The organism is Conexibacter stalactiti (assembly GCF_033542075.1).
GTDB lineage: Bacteria > Actinomycetota > Thermoleophilia > Solirubrobacterales > Solirubrobacteraceae > Conexibacter > Conexibacter stalactiti.
Genome location: NZ_JAWSTH010000030.1, coordinates 20,709 through 39,005 on the forward strand (window position 1 = coordinate 20,709; position 18,297 = coordinate 39,005).

Consider the following 18,297-nt stretch of genomic DNA (forward strand, 5'->3'; position numbering starts at 1 on the left):
CGAGAAGGCTCATGACGTCGCGATCCGGTGGCTGCCGACGAAGCGCTCCTGCGGATCCCAGACGCGGCGGACGGCCTGCAGCCGCTCGTACACGCCGGGGCCGTAGCCGTGCTCGGCGCTGCCGCCGCGATCGGAGAAGTTGAGATACGCGGTGCCGGTGGACCACGGACGCATCGCGTCGACGACGGCGTCGATGCGCGCCGCCAGCAGGTCCGCATGCTCCGGTCCCTCGGGCACGCCGACCGCGAACACCGTGAACGCGCCCTCGAAGCGCCCGCGCGCGCCCGCGCCCTCCGGCACGCGACCGAGCGCGCCACCCAACTGCCGCAGCTCGGCGAACAGCAGCGGCGCGACCACGTCCGGGTCGACCGCGGTGAGGAAGGCGTCGAGCCCCGCCTCGTCCAGCTCCCCCACCAGCGTGGTGTCGGCGTCGGCCGGGACCGGGGCCGGCGGGTCCATGTGGATCTCGATCAACCGCTTCGGCGGGATCGTCGCCCACGTGTCCAGCAGCGGCTCGCCGACCGCGCGGAAGCCGGCCAGCAGCTCGGCCGCGCGCGCGGGCTCGGCCAGCACGGCGCCGTCCACGACGACGACGGGCACGTCGCGCAGCGGCTCCGGAACGTCGGGCAGGTCCGGCAGGCGCAGCAGGCGGAAGGAGGTCGTGACCTCATCGGGCGCGTCGGTCGCCCACGCGGCCCACGCCGTCAGCAGCTCGCGGGCGGCGCTCGCCGGCCACACGGTCATGCCGGCGAAGACCTCGGCGATCGGGAACAGCTGCAGCTCGATGTGCGTGACGACGCCGAAGTTGCCGCCGCCACCGCGCAGCGCCCAGAACAGCTCCGGCTCGTGGTCGGCGTCGACGCGCACGAGGCGCGCGTCGGCGGTCACCAGCTCGATCGCGCGCACGTTGTTGGCCGACAGGCCCTTCGCGCGGGCGAGCCAGCTGGCGCCACCGCCGAGCGTGTAGCCGAGCACGCCGACGTCGTGAGAGGACCCCGACAGCGCGGCGAGCCCGTACGGGTGGACCGCGTCGACGACGTCTCTCCAGACGGCGCCCGCGCCGACGCGCGCGACGCGCGCGACCGGGTCGACCTCGACCCCGCCGATCGCGGTCTTGACGAGGATCGCGTTCTCGAGGTCGGGCAGCGCGCTGGCCAGGTGGCCCGTGCCCTGCGCGGCGACGCGCAGGCCGCGCTCGGCGGCGAGCGCGACGGCGCCGACGACGTCGGCCGTCGTTCTCGCGACGACGATCGCCGCGGGGCGCTGGTCGACCGCCAGGTTCCAGGCGAGGCGCGCGTCGTCGTAGGCGGGATGCTGGGGCAGGATCGCGTCGGGCCGGACGCGCACGGCGCCGGCGATGCGGTGGACGGTGGTGCTCATGTGAGGCTCCCGGTTCGGCTTGACATCTCCTGCCGACCAGGCTCGCGGGCGGCGGCCGTGCCGACCATCCCGCGTCCTCGGTGAATCGCTCCTCGCCATCCCCCGCGAGCGGGGAGGGGCGCGCGTGCGCCATCCCCCTAGAATTCGGGGTTGTGGGCGCGCTGCCCCCGGCGTACGGTTGCTGTCGTGTCAGTCTCGCTGCCCAAGGGTGCCGAGCGCGCCGCCGAGCGGATCGACCGCCTCACGACTTCGGGCGCGCCCGCGCAGGAGATGATCGAAGGCGTCGCCGACGAGCTGCTGAGAGTCGTCGGGGCCGACAGCTACTTCGTCTGCGCCGCCGACCCGCACACCCTGCTCGCGCAGAGCGCCGGAGTCGTGCGCGGCATGCCCGAGGTGGTGTGCGCGCCATTCTGGGAGTACGAGTTCGAGGTGCCGGACTTCAACAAGTTCGCCGACCTCGCGCGCGGGCAGAGACAGGTCGCCGACCTGCACACGGCGACGGGCGGCCGGCCCGAGCGCAGCGCCCGCTGGCGCGAGATGAACCGGCTGATGGACGTCAACGCCGAGCTGCGCGGCACGTTCAACGTCGGTGGGCGCGGCTGGGGGTTGCTGCACATGACGCGCGTGAGCGCCCACGACCAGTTCAGCGAGGCCGACGTGTCGTTCGTCACGTCGGTCGCGCCGCTCGTCGCGCGCGGCCTGCGCGCGTCGCTGCTGACGACGCCGAGCGTCGGCAGAGCCGGCCGCGGGCCGGGTATGGCGATCTTCGACGGCGCGACGCGGATCGTCTCGGCGACGCCCGCGGCGCTCGCCTGGCTGGGCGAGATCCACTCCCTCCATCGTCCGCTCGACGTGGGGATGGGCGTGGAGATCCCGACCGAGGTGATGCTCGCCGTGACGGAGGCGCGCGCCCGCGCGTCCAGCGCTCGCGACGCCGATGCGATGCGCGTGCGCGTGCGCACGCTCACCGGCGGCTGGCTCGTCATCCACGCCTCCTGCATGCGCGACACCGACGGCGAGCCCGGCGACGTCGCGGTCGTGATCGAACCGGCGAAGGCGAGCGACGTCGCCCCGCTGATCGTGGAGGCATACGAGCTGACGCCGCGTGAGCTGGACGTCACGCGCGCGCTCGCGCGTGGGCTCGCGACGATCGAGATCGCGCGCGAGCTGCACCTCTCGCGCTACACGGTGCAAGACCACCTCAAGTCGGTCTACGAGAAGGTCGGCGTGTCGAGCCGCGGCGAGCTCGTCGCGAAGATGTTCGCCGACCACTACGGCGACAGCTTCCACGAGACGGTGACGCACGACCGTGAGGGCGCCGGTCTCGTCGCGGCGTTGTGAAGCTGCTGTACCCCCCAAGCCTCGAGGACGTTCGCACCGCGTCCGGTTCGGGGCGAGGGCCGTACGTGCCACGACCCTCGCCCGACCCCACTTTGTCTACAGGCCGATGCGACCCGCGCCTACGGCGTTCTCCCGCGCAGTATCGCGGAGGGAGTGAAAACGTGGCCCGTGTCGTCTCTGAGATGGATGCCGAAGCCCGAGATCTCCAGTGTGTTCGCCGGTGCCCCGGCCGGAGGGGTGAAGCTGACGTCTATCGAGACCGAACCGCCCGGAAGTATTATGAGGTTGTTCGGGAGTCTGGCTGCGTCGAAGCTGAAGTTGACGGGGTCGTCGACGCTGCCCTGTGGTGGGATCGTGGTGTAGGTCCGTAGCTGGGTGGTGTTCGTGAAGGTGATCGTGCTCGTGGTCGTGGTACCCGCGGCTTGCACGCCGAAGTCGACGACGGACGCCGGCGTCCACTGCCATGTCGGGGGCTCGGTGTCGAGCACCGTGACGGCGAGTCTCGGCGAGAGCGCGAAGGTGGCGGACAGCGTCCCGCTCGCGGGGCACGCTCCGGCGCCGCCGACCTTCGCGAGCGTCGATCTCCCGAGCGTCAGCGTCGTGCCCGAGACGATGTCGAGCGTCGCCGTCTGATTGCCTCTGTACTGACAGGCGCCGAAGATCGTCGTAGCGGTGAACGTGAGTCCTAGGAAGCTCTCGGTGAACGATCTGGGACTCGACGGCGTGCCCGCGAACGACACGTAGCCGGCGGTCGAGGTGCCGGTCAGCGCGAACGCGCTGACGGCGCCTCTGCAGTTCGTGAATCTGCCCCCGGTGAGCGTCCCGGCCGTGGCTAGCGCGGTCGCTGACCACGACGAGGCGACTGTCGCGGTCAATATGGCGTCGCACGTCGCCGTCCCGAGCGACGAGCTGAAGCTGAGCGTTCCAGTGGCCGTGTAGGTCCCCGCCGGGGAGACCTGGAACCCGGTGACCGCTGATGCGGCCGACGGAGCGGTGGCGGTCGCGGCGAGCAGCGCGACCGCGAGCAGCGCGAGGCGAAGCCTCGTGGACATCTGTGACCTCCTTGGTGACGGCGGACGCCCAGGGCGCCCGCCTGGCCGAGTCAGCTTGCCCGTGACACGGACCACGGTCAAGAAAGGAGACTCACGAGATGTTCGACGGGTACTGCTCCGCCGCTCCGAACGAGTCAACGGCGCAGCGCTCCGCCGTCGCGGCCGGTACGTCGAACCCAAGTGGAGCTCGCGAGAAAACCGCTGCTCGGGTGGGCGGCCCGGAGCCCGCGCCGGTCCGACGCCGGGCCCTCAACGCCTGGTCTCGTACCTGGTCAGGACCACGCCGTCGGGAAAGACCCGGGTCTCCACGAGGGTCAGGTTCACCCAGGTGTCGAGGGGCGTGAAGAACGGTGTGCCGCCGCCCACCAGGACCGGGTGGGTGACGATCACGTACTCGTCGATCAGCCCGGCCCGCATCGCCGCCGCGGCGAGCGTGGCGCCGGCGATGTCCATGGGACCGCCATCCTCGGCCTTGAGCCGGGCGATCTCGCTGACCGCGTCGCCGGTGACCAGGCGGGCGTTCCAGTCGACCGTGCTGATCGTCGAGGAGAACACCACCTTCGGCATGTCCATCCAGCGGCGCGCGTACTCGATCTCCGCCGGTGTGGCGCCGGGTTGCTGGTCGGCGGTCGGCCAGTGGGAGCTCATCGTCTCCCACAGTCTGCGCCCGTACAGCGCCAGGCCCGTCGCCCCCACCCGGTCAGACCACCACTGGAACAGCTCATCGCACGGCACGCTCCAGCCCAGGTCGTCGCCGGGCGCGGCGATGTAGCCGTCCAGGCTCAGGTTCATGCCAAAGGTCAATTTCCGCATACGTCAGCCTCCCGTGAGTCGGTATTTGCGTACAGACCAGCCGAGCGCGGAAAAATCATCGCGATCCTCGCCGACTTCGGCACGTTCTGGGAGATGGAGTCCTCGCCGGCCGAGCGCCGCAAGCTATCGAGATGGATGGTCGCGGCGTGAGGCACCCGTCAGGTCACGGCGCCGTTCGCTTGCCGGGAGAGACCGCGCCGCATTCGTAGGCGAGGATCACGGCGTGGATCCGGTCGCGTGCGCTGAGCTTCGTCAGCACGTTGCGGACGTGGCTCTTGACCGTCGTCTCCTCGACGGTCAGCGCGGCGGCGATCTCGCGGTTGGAGCGCCCTTGGGCGATGAGCAGGAACACCTCGAGCTCGCGTGGCGTGAGGTCGGCAAGCCGGGGATCCGGGGAGGAGCTCAGGGTCGGCTGCTCGACCACCCGCTCGATCACGCGTCGTGTCACCGCGGGTGAGAGCAGCGCGTCACCGAGGGCGACGACATGGATCGCGCGCAGCAGATCCTCGGGGGTGCTGCGCTTGAGCAGAAAGCCGCTGGCGCCGGCGCGCAGCGCGCCGACGACGTACTCGTCCTCGTCGAAGGTCGTGAGGATGATCACGCGAGCGTCGGGCACCCGTGCGATCAGCTCGCGGGTCGCGGTGATGCCGTCCATCTCTGGCATTCGGACGTCCATCAGCACGACATCGGGGTGGTGGTGTGACGCGCGTCGCAGCGCGATGTCGCCGTCCTCGGCCTCGGCGACGACGTCGAGCGTCGGGTCGCTGGAGACGATCAGCCGCAGGCCGCGGCGGACGAGGTCGTCGTCGTCGACCAGCATCACGCGGATCGCGTCGTTCGCTTCGGTCACGGCGCCCTTGGGCCTTGGGGCAGCGTCGCGCGGACCTCGAAGCGGTCACCGACGCGGCGGGCGTCCAGCGTTCCGCCGAGCAGCGCGGCGCGCTCTCGCATCCCGATCAGGCCGTGGCCGCCCGTGATCCGCGCCGTCGCGCCGTGGGCGACGGGGTTGGCCACTGTGAGCGTCAGCACGCCGTCGTGGCACCCGAGCGTCAGTTCGGCGGCGCCGGTTCCGTGACGCGCGGCATTGGTCATCGCCTCCTGTGCAATGCGATAGGCGGCACGATCGATCCGTGGCGGCAGTCGCAGCTCAGGGCTCGTGCGGTCGCGCAGCGAGAAGTCCAGGCCGGCGGCCTGGTGGCGCTCGACGAGCGCGGCGATGCGGTCGATGCCGGGCAGCGGCTCCAGGTCGGCCGGCGCGCCATTGCGCAGTCCGCCCAGGATCGCGTCGATGTCCTGCACGGCCTCGCGCGCGATCGCCTCGATGGTCGCGATCGCCTCGCGGCTGCGCTCCGGCTGACTGTCCTGGACGAGCCGCGCCGCGCCGGCTTGGATGAGGATCGAGTTGATCGCGTGTCCGGCCGAGTCGTGCAACTCGCGAGCGATCCGCGTTCGCTCCTCGGCGACCGCGAGACGCTGCTCGCGCGCGGTGCGCTCCCGCTCCTGCGCGGCCCGCTCCCGCTCCTGCGCGGCCCGCTGCCGCGCCAGGCGGCGGCGATCGCTGACGATCCAGCCGCCCGCCCACAGGAGCGCGGTGATCGTGTACTCGCCCGGCTCGGGTTCGAAGCGAGCCCAGGCCACGGCGACGAACGCCGCGAAGGCGGCGATGCAGGCGATCAGGATCAAGAAGGCGTCCTGTCTCCTCCGGTCGCGCTCGGCGAGCGTGGCGAGGACGATCGCCGGAGCGGGCGCGGTCAGCACTGCGTAGTCGAGCGCGACGAGCGCCACCGTGGCACCGAGGACCGCCACCAGCGCCGCTCGCGGCGCTCGGTGACGCGCCAGCAGCGGGAGCGCGGCGAGCAGGCAGACGGCCACGCCGACCACGTCGGCTCCGCCCGCCTGGCCGGCCTTCGCGCCGAACGCCTGGGTGGCCATCTGCGCGACCGAGAATCCGAACACCGCAGCCGTGAGCGCAGCGTCGAGCGCGAGTTGGCGGGAGCTCGCCGCGGACCTGATCGTCGACACGAGGCAGAGCCTAGTAGCGCGCCCCCTGCCCGGACACCTCCCACGGCAGGAAGCGTCTCCTCCCGCGGGAGGAGACGGAGGATCCGCCGAGCGGACGTTTCGCGCAGACCGCGGCCGACCTAGCTTCCCCGGCCATGCGAACGACACCGATCTCCGCCCAGCCGGTCGACCGCACCGGGCGCTGGCTCGCCAGCCTCACCCACTGGGTGCTCGCCCACAAGCGCCTGGTCGCGGTCGGCTGGCTCGCGCTCACCTTGGTCGGGTTCTACGGCGCCGCGAAGGTCACTGACGCGCTCAACGAGAACTTCACGATGCCCGACAGCGCGAGCACCATCACGAACGAGCGGATCGTCAGTCGCTTCGACTCGGGCGGCGCAACCCCGCCGCTCGTCGCTGTCGTCACGCTGCCATCCGGAACGACGGCAAGCGCTCCTGCGGTCCGCGCCGACCTGCGGACACTCGAGCAGGACCTCGCGCGCGCCGTCCCCGGCGCTCGCATCGCGTCCTTCGGCTCCACATCCGAGCCGGCCTACGTCTCAGACGACGGCCGCACCACGTTCGCGATCGTGCATCCGCCGTCGACCGTGGTCGAAGACGCCGGGCCGAGCGGGAACGAGATCAGCGACGCGACGCTGGCGCGCGCCGAGCAAGCCGCCGCCGGCGCGCGCGTGGGCGGCGCCGAGGTACGGCTCACGGGTGCCGCGCTGCTGGCCCGCGAGGCGCCAGGCGAGAGCGGCGGTCCCAGCTTCCTGAACGAGACGCTCATCGCCGGCGTCGGGGCACTGATCGTGCTGGTGTTCGTCTTCGCGTCCGCACTCGCCCTCGTACCGCTGCTGATGGCGGTCGTCGCGATCCCGGTCACGCTGCTGGCCGTCTGGGGGCTCACCGCGCTGACCGAGGTCAACTTGGTCGTCGTCTTCCTCGTCTCGCTGATCGGCCTCGGCGTCGCGATCGACTACGCGCTCCTGATCGTCATGCGCTGGCGTGAGGAACGAGAGCGCGGGCGAAGCAACGAGGAGGCGATCGTGCACGCCGCCGGAACCGCCGGGCGCGCCGTGCTGTTCAGCGGCACCACCGTGGCGATCGGACTGCTCTCAGCGCTCGTGCTGCCGGTGCCCTTCCTGCGCTCGATGGGCTACGGCGGCCTGCTCATCCCGCTCGCGTCCGTCGCCGTCGCGCTGACCCTGCTGCCCGTCGTGCTCGCGACGGTCGGACCGGTCGCCGACGCCCGCCGGCTGCGACGCACCGACCGTGCCGAGCGGCACTGGGCCGCCTGGGCGCGCCTGGTCATCCGCCACCGCGTCGCCGCCGCGCTCGGCGGCACGGCCGTGCTCGTCGCGCTCTGCATCGTCGCGCAGGGCATGCTGCTCGGCAGCCCTGAAGCACGGTCGCTCGGCGGCACCGGCGACCCGAAGGCCGCGCTCGAGCAGCTCGATCGCTCCGGCATCGGCGCCGCGCCGCTCGCGCCCATCGAAGTCCTGACCCCGGCCGCCCGCGCGGACGACACCGCCGCCCGCTTGGCGGCGGTCGACGGCGTCCGCGCCGCCAGCGCACCGCGCGGCGCGTGGCGAGCCGATGGTGACGCGGTCGTCGAAGTCCTCCCCCGCAGCGACACCAACTCGCAGGCCGGACGTGACGCGGTCGACGCCGTGCGCGACGCCGCCGCCGCGCTGCCCGCGACGACGGTCGGCGGAGGCACCGCGGAGACGATCGACTTCGTCGACGGCGTCTACGGCTCCTTCCCGCTGATGCTCGTGCTGATCTCGGTCGTCACGTTCGTGCTGCTCGCACGCGCGTTCCGCTCGATCGTGCTGCCCGCGAAGGCGATCGCGATGAACCTGCTGTCGGTCTTCGCGACCTGGGGCGTGATGACGCTCGTCTGGCAGCACGGCGTCGGCACCGAGCTGCTGTTCGGCGTCGGCCCCTCCGGAGCGGTGCTGTCGTGGGCGCCGGTGATCGTGTTCGCGTTCATCTACGGGCTCTCGATGGACTACGAGGTGTTCATCCTCGCCCGGATGCGCGAGGAGTACGACCGCACCGGCTCCACCGACGAGGCGGTCGTGCGCGGGATGGCCGGCACCGGGCGGCTCGTGACCAGCGCGGCGCTGATCGTCTTCCTCGCGTTCGCCTCGATGGCAACCGCCGGGGACGCAGACCTGCAGGTGCTCGCCACCGGACTCGCCGCAGGCGTCCTGATCGACGCGCTGATCGTGCGCTCGCTGCTCGTCCCCGCCACCGTCTCGTGGCTCGGCCGCTGGAACTGGTGGATGCCCGAGCGCGGCCGACGGCTCCTGCGCCTGCCCGCGGTCATACCGGCCGCCGAGTCAGTGAACACCAGCTCAGCTCGGGCGCCCGGCGGCAGACACTAGGCGTTGGATTCCGCGGGGATGATGGCGCAACGTTCGAGCGAGTGTGGGAGCGACGGCGTCAGCTCATGCGGTGGCGGCGATCCAGGCGAGGTCTTCGCGGTGGTCACCGAGGAATGTCGGGAGCTTCGTCGGCATGGAGAGGCCGTGCTCCTCCGCGTCCTCAGGCCGGGCCGGGTAGCCGACCTCCGCCCACCAGAGCTGACCGGGCAGCAGCGCCGGATGCAGGTCGTCGTCGGCGCGCACCTGGCGGGCGGTCACCGGGCGGCCGAGTGTGTCGCTCAGCGCGTCGGCGATCTGCGTGAAGGACCGTCGGTCGGACGCCAGCTCGATCTCGATGCCGGCGAATCGGTCCGGTGCGGTCAGGACCTCGGCGACCAAGGCGCCGAAGTCGGGGGCGCAGAGCAGCGCGAGATCCGTGCTCGGCGGGCACGCCGTGACGAGCTCGCCCGACGCCAGGTGGGGCCACTGGAACGTGTAGTGGCGCGGGTTGGTGAAGTTCTCCATGAAGTAGGCGGGCTTGACGATCGTGTGGGACGTAAAGCCGGCCGCTCGTACGGCGGCCTCGACGTCCTCCTTCGCGTCCCAGTACCAATCGTCGTCGCGCGGCTTCTGGGCGGCGTCCGGGTGGCGGTCGCGCCATCCCGTCGAGGAGACCGTCGTCTGCACGAACTGCCCGACGCCGGCATCCCGGGCCGCGGCGACCAGATTGCGCGCGTGGCGCAGCTCGGCGTCCTTGTCCTCCATCAGGGCGAGCTGCACCGAGAACACGGCGTCGTGACCCTCGGCCGCCGCCCGCAACGTGGCGGGATCGTCGAGGTCACCCACCACGAGCGTGATGCCCTCGTCCGTCAGGGCGCGCGCGGCGTCGGAATCGGGGTTGCGGACCAGGGCGGTCACGTGCTCTCCGCGACGGGCCAGGGCTCTGGCGACTGCGCCGCCCTGCATCCCGGTGGCGCCCGTGACGAGGTACTTGCGGGTGGTGTTCGAGTCCGTCATAGCTGCTCCAAGAGGTTGACTGCAAAGGCACAGTTCAGCGCCGAACAAAACGATACGATACAGGACCGTATCGATATGAGCAGTCTAGTGGGAGCCGACGGCCCCGCCCCGTCGGCATGACGACAACCCGCCTATCCTGGTGTGATCGAACACTCGACTCCATCGCGTCAGCGGCCCCCGGCGAAAGTCGGCCGGTCGCGCGACGCATCCCGCGACCTGCTGATCCTCGAAGCGGTCCTCGACCTCCTCGCCGCCGACGGTCCGCGGTCGGTCGGCATGGAAGCGGTCGCGGCCCGTGCCGGCGTCGGAAAGACCACGGTCTACCGGCGTTGGACCTCGGTGACGGACCTGATCGCGGACGCACTGGACACGCTCGCGTTCCCGACCGCGGGGATCAGTGCCGCCCGGACGCTGCACGAGGACCTCGTGGAGGGCCTCGTCACCGCCAGCGGCTGCTTGGACGAACGGCGCCGGCGCGTGATCGCCGGCGCCCTCGAGGTCGCACGCCATCAGCCCGATCTCGTCGCGACGCTCAGACAGCGCTTCGTCGGGGCCGTGACCTCGGCGATCGTCACGGCCGCCCAGCGCGCAGCAGACCGCGGCGAGCTGCGCCCGGAGACGGCGCAGCGCCTTCGGACGACGTCGGAGCCCATGGAGGTCACCACGGTCCTCGCACTGCTGACGTACTTCGGCAACGCGGAACGCCCCATGGTCCACCACGACATCGAACGCATCGTCGACGAGATCCTGGTGCCGCTCCTGCAGGCCGAGAAGCACACCGACCCCTCGTAGCGATCGAGCACCCTGGGGCGGCCCGCTAAATGTGCTCGATCCGCCGCTACGGCGACCCCTGCGGCGCCGCGATCGTGAAAGCCGAACCGCTCGAATCCCAGCTCATCGACTGGACCGCGACTTCGCCCCCGACGGCGACCTGCGCGACTTCCTCCTGTCCTCGGTCGAGAGTGCGACCGCGCCCGGCGCCGACGCCAAGCGTCGGCGCGATCCCACCACGCAGCTCGAACGACTCCAGGACATCTACGTCATGGGCGACATGACCAGAGCGCAGTACGTCATGCGCCGGCAGGCGATCGAACAAGAGCTGGAACGCGTGGCGCCGCCCGTCGACCCACAGCTCGACAAGGCCGCCGCGATCCTCGCCGACTTCGGCACCTTCAGGGAGCTGGAGTCCTCGCCGGCCGAGCGCCGCAAGCTGCTCACGTCGCTGTTCGAGGGGGTGTGGGAGCAGAACGGCGCGATCACGGCGGTCAAGCCTCGCGCTGCGTTCGACGCCCCCAAGAACGACGAAACCCCGCACAATGGCGGGGCTTCAGAGAGTCCCTGAGGCGGGAGCGACGGGGGTCAAACCCACGATTTACACCCCGGATCCAGATCCGTCTGTGACCCTGCCGCATGCGCGTTTCGGTGCGTCGCACTTGTCGTATCCGCGCGCTACGGTCACCCCCATGGACCCCGGACAGAACCCTCGCCACGACCCGGTCAGATGGATGCTCGGCAACGCGCCGATCGACGACGAGCCCGAGACGGAGGAGGAGCGCCGCGCTGTCGCCGAGGTCCGCGCCGATCGAGCACGCGGGATCGAGCCCATACCGTTTGAAGAGATCAAGGCCGAGTTCGGGCTCTGATGCCGACACGCGAGTGGCGACGCGTGCTCGACTACGCGACCGGCGCGCGTCTGGTGATCCGCTACAGCCACGATCGCGGCGTGATCATCGACTACGCGGTCGTGCTCGTGCTGCCGCACGACGGCGCCGAGCAGACGATCCGCGTCTACGACGGCGCCCACGACGTCAACGACATGCACCGACACACTCGCAGCCGGGGCAAAGCCTCGGCAGAGCGTTTCCACGCGGTACACTCGCCGAAGGCATGCGGATCGCCATCGACGCGATCGAAACCGGCTACCGCGAGATGATCGACGGATGGCGCACGAGCTGAACAGCCACAGATCCCCCAGCGCGACCGCCCTGGATCGCGCAGTCGCCAACGACCTCGCCGACGGCTCCTCTCGCTACCCCGAGCGCACCGCCTTCATCGACGCCGACGAACCCCACGCCGGCCGCGAAATCACCGCCGCTCTCGACGCCGGCTACGCCGTCGTCCTTGTCTCGGCCAACGGCCGCGAGCACATCCTCACCGCAGAGGCCCCGGCGGCGTAGCCTGCTGCGCGCCGCTCTCGCGCCGCCAGCTCGTTGCCGGTTGTCGGTCATCCGGAGGCTCGCCCTCTGCGACTGCCTCGACAGAGCGAACGAACGCCGCCACCGACGCGACGAAGTCGCTCAACGGTTCGTGCGTGACGTGCCGTTTTTCCTCCAAGGCCCGGTCGACGAATCTTGGGCCGTGCCCGCCGAGGTCTGGCGCCCAACCCTCCAGCGCACCAACATCAACGACGAACAACCCGATCTCTGCAAGTGCGGCGATCAGGCGTCTCGCGATCCCGTTAGCGTCCCCGTGAGGGAGAGCAGCAATGCCGCCGCCCTCGCGAGCGATTCGCCATCCGTCGCGGACCTTCGTGATTTCGCGGATCCGCCGTGACTGCTCCTCGGTGACGCGGGCCGTGCCATCGGCCCCGAGCGTCTGGAGCAACTGCGGCCTGATGGAATCGACGGTCGGCGAGACCGTTTCCATCTCTGCCACGAGTGCGCGGAGACGCCGGGCATCGGATTCAAACCTGGCCCAGTCACCGCCAAGCCCGTCGACGAGCCCCCGCAGTGGCTGCTCGGCACGCAACATGTCGAGATCTGTGACCACCGCAACCGGGACACCGAGCGGTCGGAGCGCGGCCACAGCCGCGGCGAGTTTGTGCTTTCCGCCGGAACTGGTGAACAACACATCTGCGGCCGCCTCGCCACGGCGTTCGAGACGAGCGTCCAGCGTCGCGTTGTACAGCCGAACGTCGCCCTCAGCCTCACACACGATGACGCCGCGATGGAAGAGGCCATCAAGCAACCGCGAGTAGCGCAGCACGGGATCTCTCCACAGCGCGGCGACGCGCTGTCCATCGAGCACCGAGGCACGATTGCGATCGCCGTTGCGCGTCAGCCGGATCACTGTCACCGATCTGGCGCGATCGAGCAGCCCGAGCAGAACGTCAACTGAATGCGTCGCGACGATCAACTGCTGTTCTTCAGGTGTGGCGAGCTGACGCCCCAGCTCTCGAGCCTGGGGCGGGTGCAGGAACGCTTCCGGTTCGTCAACCAGGATGAGCGGGTGAGAGGAAGTGACGATGGTCAACAGCAGCCCGATGAACGAGCGCATGCCGTCCCCCTGCTCGGGCACGAGCGGCAGCTCGTCAAGTGCGCTCAGGTACTCGACGCTGTCGAGGCGGGGCTCTGCCTCTGGTGCGCCCAAATGGAGATGCAGTTGTGATCCCCCGGCGCGATTGACGTGAACCGGGAGGGCGAATGCCCGCTCTACCGCTGCGCTCAGCCGAGTCTCGGTCGTGTGATCGCGCAGAAGGCGCTGCAGTGGTTCCAGTGGCAGGAGCGAGCGCACGTCGACGCTCGGCACACTATTCGCCAGTTGCAGTCGCGTCTCGGCGTCGGCAAGCAATACGAGTGCTCTCGCGAGCCGCGAGACCGTGGCTGGTTCGGCGGTCCAACCATTGCAGGCGTCCTCCACCCAGACACCGTGCCCGTCGGCTGTCGTCCGATAGCCGACCGTGGCGCTGGAAACCGTGCGCTGGACGATCCATTCCCGCAGTTCCTCGGCGGCGCCAGACTTCTCCGTAGCGAGGCTTGTTACGACAGCTTCAGGGTTGTCGTCAGCGATGTGCGCGGCGATCTCCCGCAGCGCTCGGCTCTTGCCGGCGTTGTTCGGTCCGACGAGTACGACGACATCAGTGGCAGTCGCAATCCGCTCGGAGGTACCGCTGAATGTGATCCCGGCAACCCTAAACCTGATGCTCATCACCGGGACGGTACGGGGCGGAGCCGAACCCTGCGCAGGATGGTTCGGCGCGAGGTGCAGCCGGAGCTGTCCGATCACGACCTCGCCCACCTGCCGCAGTGCACGACCGCCGTCCGGCTCTGCCACAGCGGCACGACGACCCGCGCGTTCACGGTCGCGACCGAACCGCTCGCGCCGGCGGCCGACGGCGACCGTGCCGAGCAGGTCCGCCAGCACGTCCGCGATCGGCTCGGCGACCAACCCGACGTAGACGCCGTCCTCGAGCGACGCGGGGGCAGCCGTCAGCTGGACCGGCGCGAGCGCGAGCAGCCCGCCTGAGAGGGGTTCCGGCCCGTGTACCGACCCGTGTTCCGATCGGTGTTCCGATCTAGGAGCGGAACACCCCAAAGCCGACGTGATCGCCGGGACGGTGGCGATCCCGCCGATCGGGCTGAACCCCGACAAGGGGGACAAGATCGATGAACCAGATCACTCGACCGCCACACGTCACCCAAGACCACGTCGACCGTGCCGCAGCGCATCTGACAGACCGTGACCGACGGATAGCCCTGGACTGCTACGAACACGGAACCCTGACGACCGACCAGATCACACGGCTGCACTTCAGAGGGGAGCGAGCATCACGGCGCCGGCTGGAGCGGCTGTACAGACTGCGGGTGCTCGACCGGTTCCGACCGACACGCAGACGAGGCGAAGGCTCGGCGCCGTTCCACTGGGTGCTCGACGAGGTCGGCGCCCGCATCGTCGCCGCCGAGCTGGGCCGCGACCGCGACAAGCTCCTCTGGCGCCGCAGCGACCCGCTCAAGATCGCCCGCACCGCGACGCTCGCCCACCGCCTCGACGTGAACGAGTTCTTCGTGCGGCTCGCCGTCGAGGCGCGCGCGGCCGGCGGCGCGCTGCGCGAGTGGTACGGCGAGCGCACCACGCAACGCCTGCTCGACGGCATCGCCGCGCCCGACGGCTACGGCGTCCTCGTCCTCCCCGACCGCGACCCGCTGCACCTGCTCCTCGAACTCGATCGCGGCACCGAACCCCTGAGCCGCATCCGCGACAAGGTCGACCGGTACGCGAAAGCGATCCCGCGCTCGGAACTGGCCGACGCCGATCCGCTCGTGCTGTTCCTGGCGCCGAGCGAGCGACGAGCGGCGGGCGTTCGTGACGAGATCGGCAATCGGGTGCAAGCTCGTGTGGACGTGTGGTCCCCTGCGGCCGACGCGGTTCTCCCCCTCCTCGCCGGCTCGCGCGGGCTCGCTCGATCTACCCCTCGCCGCCTTCGTCCGGCACCCGGTTGTAATAGCGGGCGATCATCGCCTCGATTTCGTCATCGAGCGTTCCGACCTGTGCGAGGTTCGCGTGAATCTCATCCTCGGTGCGTGCCCGCGCCACGACCATCGCGGCGGCCATGTCGCGGCACTCCATTGCGACCTCGGTCAGCACCGCGTTCGACAAGATCTCGTGGTGGTGCGGCGGCACTGCGATGCCGGTGTGCCCCTCGTGTACGTCCGGCAGCGGCACTGACAGCCACTGGTGAACGCTCTGAGCGTCGGCGTGTGCGCCCCACGAGTACATCTCCCAAAGATCAGCGCTGCCGAACTTCCCGAAGAGTTTGGTCGGCGTGCTCGGGCCTCTACCGCTGAGCCAATCGCGGGCGTGCTGGCCAGATGAGTCGTTGCTGATCGCCTGAATGCGAGCGTGGACCTCGGAAAGCCGCCGCTTGAGGCCGTGGGCCTCAGGCATATAGCCGGCCGAGACGACCAGCATGCAAGCTCGGCCCGTACGCAGGGCGATCACGGCCAGCATGAGCGTCGCCGACTTGGCGTAGTACGACGGCGGGGCGCCGTCAGGGGCGGGCGGAACCGTCACGCCCTCGACCATCGCGCCGAGGCATTCAGTCGCCTGTCTTGCGATCGCCAGCGCGGGGAGCAGATCGTCTGCCTCCGCCAACAGGTGACGCTCCGCTGCATCGAAGTCGAAACTCACTGCGTCCTCATCTCAGCTCGCCGCCCAGTGGATGAGCGAGGCGCGGGGCGGCCAGAACTGGTGCAGGCGACCGGCTCGCTCGGCGTTCAGTGCCTTCGGGGTGTTGGGCGTAGAGAGCCCGGCCACGACGATCCCAAGCTTCGCGAACGCCAAGACCGCGTGGTACGTCTCAGCCGATCCCCATGGCCCATCGACGACGGTGCGGCTCGTGCTAAGTGAGACGCCGCCGGCCCACTCGAAGAATCCGACCCAGACGCCCGGCGGCACCTTCCCGGCCCGGATCGTTGGCCCGTGCTCGGGCGGGATGGTGTCGCGCAGTGCTGGCTCGGCGCCGCTCAGGAATGCCCCTGTTTTCGCTGCCCAGAGAGCGAGAAGCGCCTGAGTTTCACTGTTCAGACTCATCGTCATGCCTCTCGCCATCGGCACCAGCAAAGGGATGACCTTCTGCTCCAAGAGCCCGAAGTGCGTGTTGCAGTCCTCGCACAGGATTCTTCGTTGGTAACTCGCGAACGAGATCGGCTGCTTGCGTCTCCGCATGCCGCCGTCCGCCTCCTCGACCACGTAGACGATGTCGCGCACGCCCAACCGCTTCGAGACCCACTCCGGGATGAGGTGCTCGCTGCTGTCTGCCGGACCGTCACAGCAGAGGCACGACTCGGGTTTAGGTCTCACCTGCTTGACCGACCAGACGAGATCCCCCGGCACGCGCGTCAGATGCGCTCCGCAGCTCTCGCACTGGCGGTAGTACTCCGGTCGCGGCTCGTGCGGTGGCGGCAACTCTGCTCTTACCTCGGCGCTGCACGCCGGGCACGGGAACTGCTCGATGGTCCCCGTGACGAGCAGATTCCGGTCGATCGCCATCTGCGTGTAGAGGCTCAGCGTCGCTCGCTCGACCTCTCCTTCTGGATCGTCCGGTTGCGGCTGCTGCGCCTCGCGCTCGGGATCGGTCAACTCGAAGACGACCGCCCAATGCCGTTCAAGCGGCTCGCCCGGAAGCGGCGGCACGCTGCTCAGATCAATCTCCCGAGAACGGAGCACCCGGACCGACTCGCTGCGTACCTGCGCTTCGGCCTCGGCCTGCGACTCGCCCATCACCATCGCCGCGCGCGGGGACATTACGCACCAAAGTAGATGCACGAACGGACGGCAGCGACGCGCATCAGGGTCTCATCGACATGTGCGGCATGCCCCTCGTTCGTGTAGAGGAACCACAACGGTACGCTGCCCAAGCTCCGGCTCGGCGAACGGCTGGAATCCCGTGGAACATACGGAAGTCGTCGAAACAGCGCTCAACGTGCGAGCAGTCGTTCGCGAGCTGGCCGCCCGACTCGTCGCCCGTGGCCTCCGTGCGAGCTGCGGCGTTCCCCATCGCCGCAAGAGTTCGTAAACGCCGAAGGCCACCAACGCCTTGTCCCCCGTAGTCCAACAGAGCCCCCAAAGCGCTTCGACTGAGTCGCACCCCGTCGCGAGACCAGTCGCGAGCGTCGTCACGAACACAACCAGTCTGATTCCTCGGTCATCCGGCGAAGCGGAGAGTATCCGTCCGAGGCGACTGTGAATGAGACCGAGAAGCATCGACACGTATCGTGATCAGGGCGAGGCTGCGCGTCTTCCCGAATCGGAGCCTTTGATTTGGACGATGGCGGTGATCCGTGCGAGGGTCCCCCTCGCCGCTCGGGGTTTTGACTCAACCCCCTGGGAAGACGGGGTTCGGCCGAGCGACCGCGCCGCTGGACCTGCGCCACCTGCGTTGTTCCTCCTGACCGATCTGATGGACCTTGGCGTGCGGGAGTTGCGACCCTGCGATCCGGCGTATGACGAATTCCTCTGGGTCTTCCACTACCAGGACACTTGGTCGATTGCCGAGCATGCGGAGTTCTGGACTGCACATCTCAGACGATGGCCGCCGCAGTCAGGGAGAACTCCAAAGAAAGACGCTGACGCGTTCGCTTTCGCTCTCGCAGCGCGTGAGATCGCCGAAGCCCGAGCCTCCGTAGACCTCAGACCGGTTCTTCCAATCAAGCGCGCGGTCGAAGCATGGGGACGTGAGCTCGCGAATGATCTCGACGATTTCGCAACCAAGCTCACAGGAGCGGTTTGGGAACTGCAAAGACAGAGTGTGGCGACGACAGGCCGACCGATTCCAGGCATGAGCCGGAGCAGCTACACGGTCGCGGAAATGAGATCGCGGGGAGTCCTCAGGCGAGCAAACGAGCTGCTGCAGACGACGCCGCATCACCTCCGCTCTGCGGGCTTCCGATTGCCTCGCGTCTCGGCCGTCGACCGCCCGACTCTTCCCTCGCTTGCACGCGCAACGGCGTTCGATGACAGTGCGCGAGCCGGTCACGCGAGCTACCGGGTGCGATCGTTGGCAGCCGGAATCGTCACGACCATGACGCAGGAGATCCGCGAGAGCC

General features: G+C 69.7%; 17 protein-coding genes and 1 pseudogene. 9 read left to right on the forward strand and 9 right to left on the reverse strand.

Annotation, left to right across the window (positions count from 1 at the left end; translation table 11 throughout):
* Nucleotides 1-9: 9 nt before the first annotated feature.
* On the reverse strand, nt 10-1,380 hold the full coding sequence (locus tag R7226_RS13085; protein ID WP_318597612.1) for an FAD-binding oxidoreductase: 1,371 nt from the start codon (nt 1,378-1,380) through the stop codon (nt 10-12).
* A gap of 186 nt (nt 1,381-1,566) precedes the next feature.
* On the opposite strand from R7226_RS13085, the gene R7226_RS13090 reads away from it, so the two are divergent.
* On the forward strand, nt 1,567-2,721 hold the full coding sequence (locus R7226_RS13090) for a helix-turn-helix transcriptional regulator (protein ID WP_318597613.1): 1,155 nt from the start codon (nt 1,567-1,569) through the stop codon (nt 2,719-2,721).
* Between the two features lie 119 nt (nt 2,722-2,840).
* On the opposite strand, the gene R7226_RS13095 is transcribed toward R7226_RS13090, so the two are convergent.
* The 4 genes from R7226_RS13095 to R7226_RS13110 all read right to left on the reverse strand — a co-directional run bounded on the left by R7226_RS13095 (nt 2,841) and on the right by R7226_RS13110 (nt 6,755).
* Complete coding sequence (locus R7226_RS13095; protein WP_318597614.1) at nt 2,841-3,773, reverse strand: hypothetical protein; 933 nt, start codon at nt 3,771-3,773, stop codon at nt 2,841-2,843.
* Nucleotides 3,774-4,022: 249 nt separating this feature from the next.
* Nucleotides 4,023-4,586 (reverse strand): dihydrofolate reductase family protein, encoded by a 564-nt coding sequence (locus R7226_RS13100; RefSeq protein ID WP_318597615.1) that lies wholly within the window; start codon nt 4,584-4,586, stop codon nt 4,023-4,025.
* Nucleotides 4,587-4,749: 163 nt separating this feature from the next.
* A complete protein-coding gene (locus R7226_RS13105; protein ID WP_318597616.1) occupies nt 4,750-5,436 on the reverse strand; it encodes a response regulator transcription factor in 687 nt (228 codons plus the stop codon).
* On the reverse strand, nt 5,433-6,755 hold the full coding sequence (locus tag R7226_RS13110) for a sensor histidine kinase (RefSeq protein WP_318597617.1): 1,323 nt from the start codon (nt 6,753-6,755) through the stop codon (nt 5,433-5,435). Before R7226_RS13110 ends, R7226_RS13105 begins: the two co-directional genes overlap by 4 nt.
* On the opposite strand from R7226_RS13110, the gene R7226_RS13115 reads away from it, so the two are divergent.
* Nucleotides 6,743-8,977: an MMPL family transporter gene (locus R7226_RS13115; protein WP_318597618.1), complete on the forward strand. Its 2,235-nt coding sequence runs from the start codon at nt 6,743-6,745 to the stop codon at nt 8,975-8,977. The two genes, R7226_RS13110 and R7226_RS13115, sit on opposite strands and share 13 nt — an antisense overlap.
* Nucleotides 8,978-9,040: 63 nt before the next feature.
* Here R7226_RS13115 and R7226_RS13120 read toward each other — a convergent pair whose 3' ends face one another.
* A complete protein-coding gene (locus tag R7226_RS13120; RefSeq protein WP_318597619.1) occupies nt 9,041-10,021 on the reverse strand; it encodes an NmrA/HSCARG family protein in 981 nt (326 codons plus the stop codon).
* A 93-nt stretch (nt 10,022-10,114) separates the two neighbouring features.
* Between R7226_RS13120 and R7226_RS13125 the strand changes: the two genes are divergently transcribed.
* The 5 genes from R7226_RS13125 (at nt 10,115) to R7226_RS13145 (ending at nt 12,150) form a co-directional block, all read left to right on the forward strand.
* Entirely contained in the window at nt 10,115-10,765 is a 651-nt protein-coding gene (locus R7226_RS13125; RefSeq protein WP_318597620.1) for a TetR/AcrR family transcriptional regulator, read from the forward strand.
* A 31-nt stretch (nt 10,766-10,796) separates the two neighbouring features.
* The gene (locus R7226_RS13130) at nt 10,797-11,315 is read left to right on the forward strand and encodes a hypothetical protein (RefSeq protein ID WP_318597621.1); all 519 of its coding nucleotides are present in this window, start codon (nt 10,797-10,799) and stop codon (nt 11,313-11,315) included.
* A 121-nt stretch (nt 11,316-11,436) separates the two neighbouring features.
* Entirely contained in the window at nt 11,437-11,616 is a 180-nt protein-coding gene (locus tag R7226_RS13135) for a hypothetical protein (RefSeq protein WP_318597622.1), read from the forward strand.
* Between the two features lie 23 nt (nt 11,617-11,639).
* The gene (locus R7226_RS13140; protein WP_318597623.1) at nt 11,640-11,906 is read left to right on the forward strand and encodes a hypothetical protein; all 267 of its coding nucleotides are present in this window, start codon (nt 11,640-11,642) and stop codon (nt 11,904-11,906) included.
* A 7-nt stretch (nt 11,907-11,913) separates the two neighbouring features.
* Nucleotides 11,914-12,150 carry a hypothetical protein gene (locus tag R7226_RS13145; protein ID WP_318597624.1) on the forward strand — a complete coding sequence of 79 codons (237 nt, stop codon included), beginning with the start codon at nt 11,914-11,916 and terminating at the stop codon, nt 12,148-12,150.
* Here R7226_RS13145 and R7226_RS13150 read toward each other — a convergent pair.
* Nucleotides 12,125-13,900, reverse strand: coding sequence for an ATP-dependent nuclease (locus R7226_RS13150; RefSeq protein ID WP_318597625.1), 1,776 nt, complete (start codon nt 13,898-13,900; stop codon nt 12,125-12,127). The two genes, R7226_RS13145 and R7226_RS13150, sit on opposite strands and share 26 nt — an antisense overlap.
* A 39-nt stretch (nt 13,901-13,939) precedes the next feature.
* Between R7226_RS13150 and R7226_RS13155 the strand changes: the two genes are divergently transcribed.
* Together R7226_RS13155 and R7226_RS31725 are read left to right on the forward strand one after the other, a co-directional pair.
* Entirely contained in the window at nt 13,940-14,218 is a 279-nt protein-coding gene (locus tag R7226_RS13155) for a hypothetical protein (RefSeq protein ID WP_318597626.1), read from the forward strand.
* A 140-nt stretch (nt 14,219-14,358) separates the two neighbouring features.
* A pseudogene (locus R7226_RS31725) lies at nt 14,359-14,913 on the forward strand (replication-relaxation family protein); the annotation flags it as partial.
* A 244-nt stretch (nt 14,914-15,157) separates the two neighbouring features.
* Here the strand turns inward: R7226_RS31725 and R7226_RS13165 are convergent.
* Both R7226_RS13165 and R7226_RS13170 read right to left on the reverse strand, forming a co-directional pair.
* Nucleotides 15,158-15,880 (reverse strand): hypothetical protein, encoded by a 723-nt coding sequence (locus R7226_RS13165; RefSeq protein WP_318597628.1) that lies wholly within the window; start codon nt 15,878-15,880, stop codon nt 15,158-15,160.
* A 12-nt stretch (nt 15,881-15,892) separates the two neighbouring features.
* On the reverse strand, nt 15,893-16,996 hold the full coding sequence (locus R7226_RS13170) for a hypothetical protein (RefSeq protein ID WP_318597629.1): 1,104 nt from the start codon (nt 16,994-16,996) through the stop codon (nt 15,893-15,895).
* Between the last annotated feature and the right edge of the window lie 1,301 nt (nt 16,997-18,297).